Genomic DNA, 12,486 nt, shown 5'->3' on the forward strand with positions numbered 1-12,486 from the left:
TGCTCGTATGGGGATCGAACGGCGATTGTGCGGCGCATCGAAGTGCGCCGCAAGCACAAAAAAATGCGCGGCGGGCCGAGGCGCCACCGCGCATTTTGCTCAGCTATCACGCCTGCGTCGAAGGCAGAAGCGTATCGAGCGTGATCGGCAGGTCGCGCACGCGGATGCCCGTTGCGTGATACACCGCGTTGCCGAGCGCGCCCGCCACGCCCGTGATGCCGATCTCCCCGATGCCGCGCGCGCCGAGCGGATTGATCAGCGGATCGGGATGTTCGACGAAGGCAATGTCGAGCGTGCCGATATCCGCGTTCACCGGCACGTGGTACTCGGCGAGGTTGGCGTTCGTATAGCGGCCATAGCGTGCATCGAGCTCGCTCTTTTCCATCAGCGCCGAGCCGACGCCCCACACGATGCCGCCCATCAACTGACTGTGCGCGGTCTTCCGATTGAGCAGCGTGCCGACGTCATACACCCCGACGATGCGCGGCACGCGGATGATGCCCAGTTCGGCATCCACATGCACTTCCGCGAACACCGCGCCGAAGGAGTGGAACGCGTACTGCTTTTTCTCGTCGCCGGGGCGCGCGGTGGCCATTGCCTCGATGGCCTTGCCGCCGTTGCGCGCGATGACCGCCGCCGCCGGATCGCGCCGCTCGGGGTTCGACAGGCTCACGACCCAGCCGTTGTTCACCGTGACATCCTCGCGCGCCAGGCCCGCGACGGGGGAGCCGCGATCCGCGAGCGCCATTGCGATGAGCTGGTCGCGCGCCTGCAGCGACGCCGCCCGCACCGCCGGCGACACGCTCGCCGCCGATTGCGAGCCGCCCGACACCGGCGCTTTCGGCAGCGAGGAATCGCCGAGTGCGAAGCGCACGTAATCGGGTGGAAAGCCGAGCGCGTCGGCGGCCACCTGCGTCATGATCGTGTAGGTGCCGGTGCCGAGATCCTGCGTGCCCGAGGCGACCATCGCGGTGCCGTCCGGCAGGATGCGCGCCACCGCCGACGCCTCGCTGCGGTTGGCCGGATACGTCGCCGTGGCCACGCCCCAGCCGATCAGCGTATTGCCCTCGCGCATCGAACGCGGCGCGGGCTGCCGTTTCGCCCAGCCGAAGGTGTCGGCGCCGCGCTGATAGCACTCCAGCAGCGACTTCTCCGACCACGGCTTCTTCTCCTGCGGCTCCATGTTTGCGTGGTTCTTCACCCGGAACGCAAGCGGGTCCATCTTCAGCTGATAGGCCATTTCGTCAATGGCGGTTTCGAGCGCGAACGAGCCGCTCGTCTCGCCCGGCGCGCGCATGAAGGTCGGCGTGCCGATATCGAGCTTCACCAGCTTGTGCGAGGTCGACTGGTTGGGCACCGCATACAGCATGCGCGTGACGATGGCCGAGCTTTCGGTCCAGTCCTCGAAGGTCGACGTGGTGGAGATCACGTCGTGACGCATGCCGGTCATGACGCCGTCGTCGCGTGCGCTGATCTGGATACGCTGCTCGGTGAAAGGCCGGTTGCCGATCATGCCGTACATCTGCGGCCGCGTCAGCACGAGCTTCACGGGCCGCCCGGTCTGCTTCGACGCCATCGCGGCCAGCACGACATGCGACCAGACCGAGCCCTTGCAGCCGAAGCCGCCGCCGACGAACGGGCAGATCACGCGCACGTTGTCATCGGCGATGCCGAAGAACTTCGCGACCGCGCTGCGCGCGCCGGAGACGCCCTGGGTCGCATCGTAGAGCGTGAGCTTCGGGCCGTCCCAGCGGGCGAGCGTGGCGTGCGGCTCCATCGGGTTGTGATGTTCATAGGGTGTCGTGTAGACCGCGTTCAGACGCGTCGGGCCTTGCCGCAAGCCGGCCTCGACGTCGCCGCGCTGTGTCGTGATCGCGCGGCCCATCATTTTCTCCGGCTGATAGGCCTGAGGCTTCGCGCGCCCGAAATCGGCGTTGGGCATCGCAGCCTCGTAGCGCACGTCGACGTAACGCGCCGCGTCCTGCGCATGTTCCAGCGAATCCGCAACGACCACCGCCACCGGCTCGTTGCTGTAGCGCACTTCGTTGGTCTGCAGCAGCGTGAGCTTGCGCACGGCGGGCGGCTGCGCATCGGGGACGCCGTTGTTCGGCAGGCGCATGGCGTTCTGATACGTCATGACGAGCAGCACGCCAGGCATTGACTGTGCGCGGTTCGTATCGATCGACGCGATACGCCCATGCGCGACCGTGCTCGTGACAATCACTGCGTGCGCGAGCTTGGCGTCGGTGTTGTCGGCGCTGTAGCGGGCCTGGCCGGTGACCTTGAGCACACCGTCGGTACGGTCGAGGGGTTTTCCAATGACAGTCATGCGACACCTCCGGCCTGTTGAACGGCGCGCACGATCGCGCGTTGTGCGAGCGTGACCTTGAACGCGTTGTCGCGCTGCGGCTGCGCGCCTTGCACCGCGAGTGCGGCGGCCGCCTGCAGCGTGGCGGGATCGAGCGGCTTGCCGGCAAGCGCCTGTTCGGCCGCGTTCGCGCGCCACGGCTTGTGCGCGACACCGCCCAGCGCGATGCGCGCCTGACGGATCGTGTTGCCGTCCATCTGCAACGCGGCCGCGACGGACACCAAAGCGAACGCATAGCTCGCGCGGTCCCGCACCTTCAGGTACTTCGAGTGTCCGGCAAACAGCGGCGGCGGCAGATCGACCGAAGTGATCAGCTCGCCGGGCTGCAAGGTGGTATCGAGATCGGGCCGCTCGCCCGGCAGCCGATGAAACTCCGCGAACGGAATGGCCCGCTCGCCGTTCGGACCCGTGACGCGCACGACAGCGTCCAGCGCGGCAAGCGCGACGCTCATGTCGGAGGGATTCGTCGCGATGCACTGACGGCTCGCGCCGAGAATCGCATGCATGCGGTTATGGCCGTCGAGCGCCGCGCAGCCGCTGCCCGGCGTGCGCTTGTTGCACTGGGGAAAGCCGGGGTCATAGAAATACGAACAGCGCGTGCGCTGCATCAGGTTGCCGCCGACCGTCGCCATGTTGCGCAACTGCGCCGACGCGCCCGCGAGCAGCGCCTGCGACAGCAGCGGATAGCGCTCGCGGACCCACGTGTGATTCGCGGCGTCGCTGTTGCGCACGAGCGCGCCGATGCGCAAGCCGCCGTCGGGCAGCGTGCTGATGCCGTCGAGCGCGGCGATGTGCGTGATGTCGACAAGCTTCATCGGCCGCATCACGCCGCCTTTCATGAGATCGAGCAGGTTGGTGCCGCCGCCGATGAACATCGTGCCGGGCTGGCTCGCTGCCTGCAGCGCCGTGCCGATGTCGGCGGCGCGCTGATAGGAGATCGCGTCCATGTGCGTCTCCTCAGGCGTTGCTGGAGGCGACCGACTTCACCGCCGCGACAATGTTCGGATACGCGCCGCAGCGGCAGATGTTGCCGCTCATGCGCTCGCGGATCTCGTCGTCGGACAGCTGCGCGGGGCGGAAGCGCACGTCGGCCGTGACTGCGCTGGCGTCGCCGGCACGGTATTCGGCGATGAGCGCCGTCGCCGAGCACAGCTGCCCGGGCGTACAGTAGCCGCACTGGAAGGCGTCCTTCTCGATGAAGGCGCGCTGGATCGGCGCGAGCGTGTCGCCGTCGGGCGCGAGTCCTTCGACGGTGGTGACGGATTCGCCGTCGTGCATCACCGCGAGCGTCAGGCACGAGTTGATGCGCCGGCCTGAGACCATCACCGTGCAGGCGCCGCACTGGCCGCGATCACAGCCCTTCTTCGTGCCGGTGAGACCGGCGTACTCGCGCAAGGCATCGAGCAGCGTGGTGCGCGCCTCGACTTGCAGTTCGTAGGGATGACCGTTGATGGTCAGCGTGACGGGCAGCGTCGGCACGGCGGCGGGCGGCAGCGGGGCGGGCGCCGGTGCAGCGGCCTGTTGCTGGGCGTGCGCGAGCGGCGCGGCGCTCACGGCGGCGGCCGCCGCGGCCGATTGCAGGAACCGTCGGCGCGATGGCTGCTGCGCGGTTTCGCTGGCGTCTTGGGAAGGTGTATTGGCTGGGGACATGGCGATTCGATGCTCCTCGCTCGTTCGGACGGATGCCTGCACAGTCTCCGGTCTTCATGAAGGCATTCGCCCGCGGCGGAACGCGACATCGTGCGCCGGGTGCTCGAGTGCTGTGCGGTGCATGGGATACGCGGGGCGTGCGCTCGGCCCGATGCTGATCGAACGTTCGACTCCGCGACGGCTGGCAATCAGCAAGTACGGTGCCATGCGGTGCGTGACGCACCTGCCGTGCGAGGCCGGGAGCAAAGGCGGGTAATAGCTGCACGTTCCGGTAAATCCGGCACTTCACATCATCTGGAAGATGGCGAAATTGCCAGTTTCGTGAGCGACGCTCAACGTCCGGGCGGGTTGCCGTAGCGAGGGATGGATCCGTCGGCACGGGCCTGGGCGAGCGCCGCGCGGACTTGCGCCCGGGTGAGCGGGGCGCTCGGCGGCGTGACTTCAGGCTGGGTTTGCGTTCGTGGAGGCGTTTGCATCTGCGGCTGCGGAGGCGCCGTGTCATTCGACTGCGCCACGGCCTGGGCGGCAAGCAGGCAGCCGGCGCACAGGGCCGGGCGAACTGGGAATGTCATGGCGCGCTCCTTCGACTTCGTGCAACGGCAAGCGAGCGGAAGAACGCCATGGTCGCACGGTCACTTGATCAGCGCGAGCGTCTCCCTGAAGCGCGGATGCGCATAGGTGCCGAGCCAGTTGAACAGCGTGGTTTCGACCGTCGTGAGCCGCGCGCCTTCCTGCTGCGCGCGCGCCAGTGCGATGGCGCGATCGGCGGGACGGCGCGACGCCACGGCATCCGCCACGTACTCCACGCGATAGCCGAGCCGCAGCAGTCCCAATACGGTCAGCAGCACGCAGACATGCGCCTCTGCGCCCGCGATCCACAAAGGCCCGGGCGCGGGCGGCAGCGCGGCGATAAAGGTGGGTTCGAGCGTGGCGTCGAAGGTCTGTTTCTCGATCCGGCGAGCCGCATCGCAATGAGCGAGCAAGGCGTCCGCCGTCCCGCCGATGCCGCGCGGATTCTGTTCCGTGACGAGCATCGGCACGTCGAGCAACCGCGCCGCGCGCATCAGCGTCGCGACGCGGCCAGTCAGCTGCTCGCCGCCGTCGAGATGCGGCAGCAGCCGAGCCTGCATGTCGATGACGACGAGCACGGCATCAGGCCTCGCTTTCCATGATGCGGTCGATCAGCCGCGCATTCTCGCCCGCCGAGCCGATGCCGGCATGCCGCGCCATGGGCACGAAGAAATGTGTCGCGATGGGCAGCTTCGAGCGCTCGAGCCAGCCCGTCAGATGCGTCGCGAGGCGCCGCGCGGGCGCCTTCAGTTCCTCGCGCAGCACGGCGGGCAGGGTGTCGAAGTGGCGCATGTCGGTCTGATACGGCTCCGGTGCGACGCACAGCGCGTTCGGCCGGCCATCGACATCGACGGGCAGCCGCTCCAGCGCCTGATGCAGCAGCGCGACGCCGAGCCCTTCACCACGCCACGGCTTGCGCACTTCCCACAGGCCGATATAGATCACGCGATGCGCGTTGAACACCTCGCAGAGCTTCTCGGGCCCGAGCGCCTCGGTAGCGGCGAGCGCGAGCGACAGCATCTCGCCGGAGTAGGTATCGAGCGTGTAGACGAGGTCGGCGCTGCTCTGCAACGGCGGCACCTTGACCAGTTGCAGCTTGACCGCCGCCGCGACGATGTCGCTGCCCGCTTCGTGGAACACCGCGAACGCCGTGCCGAGGCGCTCGTCGTCCACTTGCGGATACTCGTGGCGGTAGGTCATCGTGAACAGAAACGGCCCGATCTTCTCGCGATACGCAAGCGGCCGGTCCACGTCATACACGTCCGTGCCGTCGAGTCCGTAGGGATCGTAATCGCGCTTCTCGCGCCGGGCGCCGTCCTGCGCCAGCGCGGCGAGCGGGCGGCGCGACTCGGGCACGAGATCTTCCGGCAGGCCTTCCCACGTCAGCCGCAGGAACTCGCGGCCGCCGCGATAGTGCGTCTCGAACAGCGCCAGGACGGGATCGGCCGCCACGGGTTCCAGGATGCACTGCGCGCACTCGGCGGCGCGGTCGAGCAACTGGTCCGCTTCGGCGGGATCGGGCGCGAGGTGCGGTTCGTTGCCGTCCGGCGTGGCGGGCAGGCCGCGCCCGAGGCGTTCCTTGTGCGCCAGTTCGAGCCATTCGTCGGCGGCGCGTTCGGCGATGAAGCCCGCCGCGATCCGGTAACCCGTCAGCACGATCGACTGGCCGGTTTGTCCGAGCGGGAACACGTAGGAATCGTTCATGGCGTCATCGACCGTGACGCTGCGGAAGGTTTCGCGCGGCGCGTGCGTCTGCGCGGCGGTGTCGAAACGGGCATGCGAGAGAACGTGAGCGACGAGGTCGGTGGCGGCCGGACCGAAGTCCGATCCGGCGCCGGGTAGAAGCTTCAGGAGGGACAAGGTGCGGGTGCTGCCGGCCGTGCTCGCTGTGCTCATGAGTGCCATCTCCGATCGTGAAGGGTTATCGTAACAAACCAGGGGGCGCGGCAGGCGCGCCGGTGCAATGATCATTCCCGGGAGAGCACGATGAATGTCAAACAGGGCGACGAAACCAGTGCGACGGTTCACGAGGGCGGCTGCGCATGCGGCGCTTTCCGCTTTCGCGCGGCAGGCCCGCACAAGCGCGTGGGCATGTGCCACTGCATGACGTGCCGGCAGGTGCATGGATCGGCGTTCGGCGCCTACGTGATCTATGCGCGCGGCGCCGTGACGATGAGCGGCAGTGTATCGACCTGGCAGAGTTCCGGGCAGGGGCGGCGGCATTTCTGTCCGGTGTGCGGCTCGGTGGCGTATATGGAATTCGTGTCGCGCGACGAAATCGATCTGCCGCTCGGCGCCTTCGATCAGACCGGCGTGTTCGAGCCGGACTACGAGCTGTGGTGCAGGCATCGCGAGCCGTGGCTGCAGCAGGGCGCGCGGCCCGAATATGACGAAGAGCGGCCCGCGCATTAGCCGTTACCCCCTCGTTGCCTTCATCATCCGGGATCCTTCATTTGGAGACATCGTTTGTCTCAATGGAACTGCATGCTCTCGTCAACGGTCCGAGCAATTGCTTTCACGCCCGGAAAATAAGACGATGAGCGACGTGCGTACAGCGCGTCGCGACACGCGAGAGCGGCAGGATCGGTCACCTGTGAACTGCAAGGCCAACGAGGAGTATTGACATCATGGCGAAGCAACCGGTCAGCGGCAGCGACAAGATTCATCCCGAAGGCGCCAAATGCATCGGCGCGTGCGATCCCGGCGAACAGATCGAAGTGATCGTGATGCTGCGGCGCAAGGACGAGGCGGGCTTCAAGGAGATGATGGCGCGCATCGATGCGGGCGATGCGCCCGCTCAACCCGTTTCGCGCGCCGAGTTCGACAAACGTTTCACCGCCTCCGACGCAGACGTCGAGAAGGTCAAGGCCTTCGCGAAGCAATACGGCCTGACCGTCGTGCGGGCGGAAACCGAGACGCGCAGTGTCGTGCTGAAAGGCACCATCGAACAATTCCAGAAAGCTTTCGATGTGAAACTCGAACGCTTTCAACATCACAACATCGGCGAATATCGCGGCCGCGCGGGTCCGGTCAACGTGCCCGACGACATGCACGACGCCGTGACCGCCGTGCTCGGCCTCGACAGCAAGCCGCAGGCGCGTCCGCACTTCCGTTTCCGGCCGCCCTTCAAGCCCGCGCGCGGCGCGGCGCCTGCGTCGTTCACGCCGGTCGACCTCGCGCGCCTCTATGACTTCCCCGACGGCGACGGCGCCGGGCAGTGCATCGCGATCATCGAACTGGGCGGCGGCTACCGCGACAGCGATCTCAGCGCCTATTTCAAGAAGCTCGGCGTGAAGGCGCCGACGGTGATTTCAGTCGGCGTCGACAACGCGAAGAACGCGCCCACCGGCAATCCGAACGGTCCTGACGGCGAAGTGACGCTCGACATCGAAATCGCCGGGGCGATCGCGCCGGCCGCGCGCATCGCCGTCTACTTCGCGCCGAACAGCGACGCCGGTTTCGTCGATGCCGTCAATCGCGCGCTGCACGATTCAAGCAACCAGCCTTCGGTGATCTCGATCAGCTGGGGCGGCCCGGAGTCCAACTGGTCGTCGCAGTCGATCAGCGCCTTCAACGCGGTGCTGCAAAGCGCGGCTGCGCTCGGCGTGACCGTGTGCGCCGCATCCGGCGACAGCGGCTCGTCCGACGGCGCCAGCGACGGCGCCGATCACGTCGACTTCCCGGCATCGAGCCCGTATGTGCTCGGCTGCGGCGGCACGAGCCTGACGGCCTCGGCGAGCGGGATCGGCAGCGAGGTGGCCTGGAACGACGGCGACCAGGGCGGCTCGGGCGGCGGTGGCGTGTCCAGTGTCTTCGCGCTGCCGGTCTGGCAGAAAGGGCTTTCGGTCACGCGCAACGGCAGGCATGCGGCGCTCGCGAAGCGCGGCGTGCCGGATGTGGCGGGCGACGCCTCGCCGCAAACCGGCTACGAAGTGTTGATCGACGGTGAAGAAACCGTGGTCGGCGGGACGAGCGCCGTCGCGCCGTTGTGGGCCGCGTTGATCGCGCGCATCAATGCGCTCAACGGGTCGCCGGCCGGCTTCGTGAATCCGAAGCTGTACAAGGCGCAGACCGCGTTCCACGACATCACCGAAGGCAATAACGGCACCTTTTCAGCCTCGGCCGGCTGGGATGCCTGCACCGGGCTGGGCAGCCCGGACGGCGGCAAGATCGCGGCGGCGCTCAAGTCGTCCAAGGGCTGAGTGCGTTTGAATTGAATTGAGTTGAGTTGAAGCAACGAGCAGGCAGCACCGACAGTGAACAACAACCACGACGACGATTCTGGAGCGACGACGATGAACTCCGATCCACTGGCAGCGAAGCACCCCTCCGCCGAAGCCGCGCCTGCATCGCAGGCGGCGGCTCCGGCGGTCCCGGCAGCGAAGAAAGCGGCGAAGAAGACCTCGTCCGCGAAGACGGACCAGCCGTATTTCGATCCGGTCGCCTACGGCAACGGTCCCGACGACGCCGTCGAGGCCAGCGAGGCCGATGAGAACGCGGCCATCACGCATCACAGCGTGACCATCGGCGGCGCGAAGATTGCCTATACGGCGACGGTCGGCCATCTCGTGACGGTCGATCCGAGCAGCTCGAAGCCGAACGCGAAGATGTTCTACGTCGCGTTTACGAAGGACGGCGCGAAGGAAGAGACCCGGCCGCTGATGTTCTTTTATAACGGCGGACCGGGATCGTCGTCGGTGTTCGTGCTGCTGGGCTCGTTCGCGCCGCGCCGCATCAAGACCGCCATGCCGAGCTTCACGCCGCCCGCGCCTTACCAGATGGAAGACAACCCGGACAGCCTGCTCGACCGCAGCGACCTGATCTTCATCAACCCGGTGGGGACCGGCTACTCGGCCGCCATCGCGCCGAACAAGAACCGCGATTTCTGGGGCGTGGATCAGGATGCGGGATCGATCGCGCAGTTCATCAAGCGCTATCTGACGAAGAACAACCGTTGGAATTCGCCCAAGTTCCTGTTCGGCGAGTCCTACGGCACGGCGCGCAGCTGCGTGCTGGCCTACAAGCTGCATGAGGATGGCATCGACCTGAACGGCGTCACGCTGCAATCGTCCATTCTGGATTACGCCCAGGCGGGCAATCCTGTCGGCGCCTTGCCGACGGCGTCAGCCGACGCGTGGTATCACAAGAAGCTCGGCGTGCACCCGACGCCGACCAACCTGCTCACGTTCGTCGAAGAGGTCGCGGAGTTCGCGCGCACGGACTATCTGAATGCGCTGCGCAAGTTTCCGCAGACGGACGACGAAGTGGTCGAAAAGCTGTCCGAATACACGGGCATCGAGAAGGCCACCTTGCTGGCCTGGAGTCTCGACATTGCTGCTTACGACAGCCGCGGCAACTCGCTGTTCCTGACCACCTTGCTCAAGGCGAAGGGCGAAGCGCTCGGTTCGTACGACGGGCGCGTGACGGCCATCTCGACGGGCATCGCGGGCAAGATCGATCCGAACTCCGGCGGCAACGATCCGACCATGACGGCGGTCAGCGGCGTGTACACGACGATGTGGAACAGCTATCTGAACGAGCAGCTGAAATTCACCTCGACGTCATCGTTCACCGACCTCAACGACCAGGCGTTCCTCAACTGGGACTTCAAGCACACGGACCCGACCGGCGCGCAGAAGGGCGTCGATGCCAAGGGCAACGTGATCCTCTACACGGCGGGTGACCTGGCGGCGGTCATGGCGCTGAACGTGGACCTGAAGGTGCTGTCGGCAAACGGCATGTACGACTTCGTGACGCCGTTCTATCAGACGGTCATCGATCTCCAGCAGATGCCGCTGATCGACAAGACCGTGCGGCAGAACCTGTCGGCGACGTTTTATCCATCGGGCCACATGGTCTATCTCGACGGCGGCTCGCGCACACAGTTGAAAGCGGACGTGGCGAAGATGATCGACGAGACCACGGGCAATCACGCGGCGATGACCCGCATCATCGCGCTGCAGAAGGTCACCGCGGACAAGCTCGGCGCGCTGTCGCCGGCCGCGGGCAGCTGAGGGAGATCGTCCCGCTTCCGCTGCGTCGCCGGTTACCGGCTGACGCAGCGGCCTCTGCTGCAATTCTTTGTCTTCGGCATCCTGCCTTCTTCCCAGACGGCGCTTCTCAAATTCCTCCTCCACGTGCGTAACGGTCTGCATGCCGAAAGACCTTGCGTATCCATCGCGCAAAAGAATCGGCGATAGCGAATCTGCGATTCGCCTCTGCCTCGTCGAAATCGGCGCGCGACGTCGATAAGATTTCTTCGTCCATGGCGACGAACCACGCGCAGCGCCTCGAAGGCTCCGGACGCGGACATTCGAATCAAGTCGCACTGCACGGCCAATTCAATAAAAAAGAGAATGTGCGTGAAAACAGCTTTCCGGCTCTTCGCACCCAGGCCCGTTGCACTACGCCGCTTGAACTGGCGTCGTGTGGCGGCGCTTGCCGTGCTGCTGCCCCTCGCGGCGTGCATGCTCGGTCCGGACTACCAGCGGCCCGCGATCCAGGTGCCACAAAGCTTCAAGGAAGGCACCGACTGGCAACGCGCCGACGCGAATCCGCAAGCCGCCATCGACAGCACCTGGTGGCGCATGTATGGCGACGAGCGCCTGAATCAGCTCGTCGAACAGGCCTTGCAGGCAAACCAGTCGATTGCGGTGGCCGAAGCGGCGTATCGCGTCGCGCTCGCGACGGTCGCGGCCAACCGCGCCGGCCTGTTTCCGACCGTCACGGCGGGTTTCTCCGGGACGCGTTCCGGCGGCGCCGCGCAGGCGGCGGGCGCGGCGCGGAATTCCGGCGCGCCCGCCGCCGTGCCGGGCAACAGCGTGGTCATGCTCGGCTCAGTGAGTTGGGAGCTGGATCTGTGGGGCGCGGTGCGGCGGCAGATCGAGGAAGCCAAGGCGAACGCGCAGGCTTCCGATGCGCAATTGGCCGGCACGCGCATATCCATCGCCGCGAGTCTGGCGATGACGTACTTCGCACTGCGGCAAGCGGACTACGACCTCCAGGCGCTGAACGCGCAACGGGACATCGACGCCCGCCTTCTCGCGATGACCCAGACCGCCCTGGCAGAAGGCTACGCGTCCAGCGACGATGTCCTGTCCGCCCAGCAGACCTTCGAAACGATCACCGCCCTGTTGCAGGCAACCGCCACGGCGCGCGAGCAGGACGAACACGCGATCGCCGTGCTGACCGGGGTGCCGCCCGCGTCGTTCAGCATCGCCGCCGATCCCGACTATCGCTTCGTCGCGCCCGCCGTGCCGCTCGCGCTGCCGGCGCAGTTGCTCGAACGTCGCTATGACGTGGTCAGCGCCGAGCGCTCGGCGGCGGCGGCCAATGCGGGCATCGGCGTGGCGGTGGCCGCGTTCTTTCCGACGCTCTCGCTGTCTGCCGACGGCGGCTTCGCGCACGACACGCTCGCGCATCTGTTCACCGTGCCGTACCGCTTCTGGACGCTCGGCCCCGATCTCGCGCAGACCCTCTTCGACGGCGGTGCGCGCACGGCCGCCGAACACGAGGCTCGCGCGCGCTACGACGAGAGCGTCGCGACGTATCGCAATACGGTGCTGGCGGCGTTCCAGAGCGTCGAAGACAGCCTGTCCTCGATCAACCATCTGCAGACTCAGGAGCACGCGGTCGCGAAGGTGCTGAACGACAACCTGCGGCTGTTCGCGAGCAAGCAAGCGCAGTTCGATGCCGGCGCGGCCAGTCAGCAGGACGTGCTCGCGCAGCGCCTGACCTTGATCCAGGCATGGCAGAGCCTGCGCGACACCGAGGCGCTGCTGACCCAAAGCCACGTGCTGCTCGTGAAGAATCTCGGCGGCGGCTGGCAGCAGGATCACGCTGGCATTGCGCCCGAGCCGGCTGCGCACGCTGCCGCTGCATCCGGCTGATCCGGCGAT

At 66.7% G+C, this 12,486-nt stretch carries 10 protein-coding genes; 4 read left to right on the forward strand and 6 right to left on the reverse strand.

Annotated features, from left to right (window positions below):
* Positions 1-106: 106 nt before the first annotated feature.
* From QCE69_RS29280 to QCE69_RS29305, 6 genes are all read right to left on the reverse strand, one after another.
* Positions 107-2,329, reverse strand: coding sequence for a xanthine dehydrogenase family protein molybdopterin-binding subunit (locus QCE69_RS29280; protein WP_309934455.1), 2,223 nt, complete (start codon positions 2,327-2,329; stop codon positions 107-109).
* A complete protein-coding gene (locus QCE69_RS29285) occupies positions 2,326-3,315 on the reverse strand; it encodes a xanthine dehydrogenase family protein subunit M (protein WP_309934457.1) in 990 nt (329 codons plus the stop codon). Before QCE69_RS29285 ends, QCE69_RS29280 begins: the two co-directional genes overlap by 4 nt.
* Positions 3,316-3,325: 10 nt before the next feature.
* Entirely contained in the window at positions 3,326-4,018 is a 693-nt protein-coding gene (locus QCE69_RS29290; protein ID WP_309934458.1) for a 2Fe-2S iron-sulfur cluster-binding protein, read from the reverse strand.
* A 332-nt stretch (positions 4,019-4,350) separates the two neighbouring features.
* Positions 4,351-4,590, reverse strand: a complete 240-nt coding sequence (locus QCE69_RS29295) for a DUF4148 domain-containing protein (RefSeq protein ID WP_309934459.1) — start codon at positions 4,588-4,590, stop codon at positions 4,351-4,353.
* 60 nt (positions 4,591-4,650) lie between these two features.
* Positions 4,651-5,166, reverse strand: coding sequence for an isochorismatase family protein (locus tag QCE69_RS29300; protein WP_309925762.1), 516 nt, complete (start codon positions 5,164-5,166; stop codon positions 4,651-4,653).
* A gap of 4 nt (positions 5,167-5,170) precedes the next feature.
* Positions 5,171-6,484 carry an inositol monophosphatase gene (locus tag QCE69_RS29305; RefSeq protein ID WP_309934460.1) on the reverse strand — a complete coding sequence of 438 codons (1,314 nt, stop codon included), beginning with the start codon at positions 6,482-6,484 and terminating at the stop codon, positions 5,171-5,173.
* 90 nt (positions 6,485-6,574) lie between these two features.
* On the opposite strand from QCE69_RS29305, the gene QCE69_RS29310 reads away from it, so the two are divergent.
* From QCE69_RS29310 to QCE69_RS29325, 4 genes are all read left to right on the forward strand, one after another.
* Complete coding sequence (locus tag QCE69_RS29310; protein WP_309934461.1) at positions 6,575-7,000, forward strand: GFA family protein; 426 nt, start codon at positions 6,575-6,577, stop codon at positions 6,998-7,000.
* A 215-nt stretch (positions 7,001-7,215) separates the two neighbouring features.
* On the forward strand, positions 7,216-8,790 hold the full coding sequence (locus QCE69_RS29315) for a S53 family peptidase (protein ID WP_309934463.1): 1,575 nt from the start codon (positions 7,216-7,218) through the stop codon (positions 8,788-8,790).
* Between the two features lie 93 nt (positions 8,791-8,883).
* The gene (locus tag QCE69_RS29320; protein ID WP_309934465.1) at positions 8,884-10,602 is read left to right on the forward strand and encodes a S10 family serine carboxypeptidase-like protein; all 1,719 of its coding nucleotides are present in this window, start codon (positions 8,884-8,886) and stop codon (positions 10,600-10,602) included.
* A gap of 348 nt (positions 10,603-10,950) precedes the next feature.
* A complete protein-coding gene (locus QCE69_RS29325; RefSeq protein ID WP_309934467.1) occupies positions 10,951-12,477 on the forward strand; it encodes an efflux transporter outer membrane subunit in 1,527 nt (508 codons plus the stop codon).
* Positions 12,478-12,486: the final 9 nt, after the last annotated feature.

The organism is Caballeronia sp. LZ032 (assembly GCF_031451315.1).
Classification (GTDB): domain Bacteria; phylum Pseudomonadota; class Gammaproteobacteria; order Burkholderiales; family Burkholderiaceae; genus Caballeronia.

Bases quoted from the DNA above. Each gene is read 5' to 3' on its own strand.
- QCE69_RS29280 (WP_309934455.1), bottom strand. From the start codon at position 2,329: ATGACTGTCATTGGAAAACCCCTCGACCGTACCGACGGTGTGCTCAAG.
- QCE69_RS29285 (WP_309934457.1), bottom strand. From the start codon at position 3,315: ATGGACGCGATCTCCTATCAGCGCGCCGCCGACATCGGCACGGCGCTG.
- QCE69_RS29290 (WP_309934458.1), bottom strand. From the start codon at position 4,018: ATGTCCCCAGCCAATACACCTTCCCAAGACGCCAGCGAAACCGCGCAG.
- QCE69_RS29295 (WP_309934459.1), bottom strand. From the start codon at position 4,590: ATGACATTCCCAGTTCGCCCGGCCCTGTGCGCCGGCTGCCTGCTTGCC.
- QCE69_RS29305 (WP_309934460.1), bottom strand. From the start codon at position 6,484: ATGAGCACAGCGAGCACGGCCGGCAGCACCCGCACCTTGTCCCTCCTG.
- QCE69_RS29310 (WP_309934461.1), top strand. From the start codon at position 6,575: ATGAATGTCAAACAGGGCGACGAAACCAGTGCGACGGTTCACGAGGGC.
- QCE69_RS29315 (WP_309934463.1), top strand. From the start codon at position 7,216: ATGGCGAAGCAACCGGTCAGCGGCAGCGACAAGATTCATCCCGAAGGC.
- QCE69_RS29320 (WP_309934465.1), top strand. From the start codon at position 8,884: ATGAACTCCGATCCACTGGCAGCGAAGCACCCCTCCGCCGAAGCCGCG.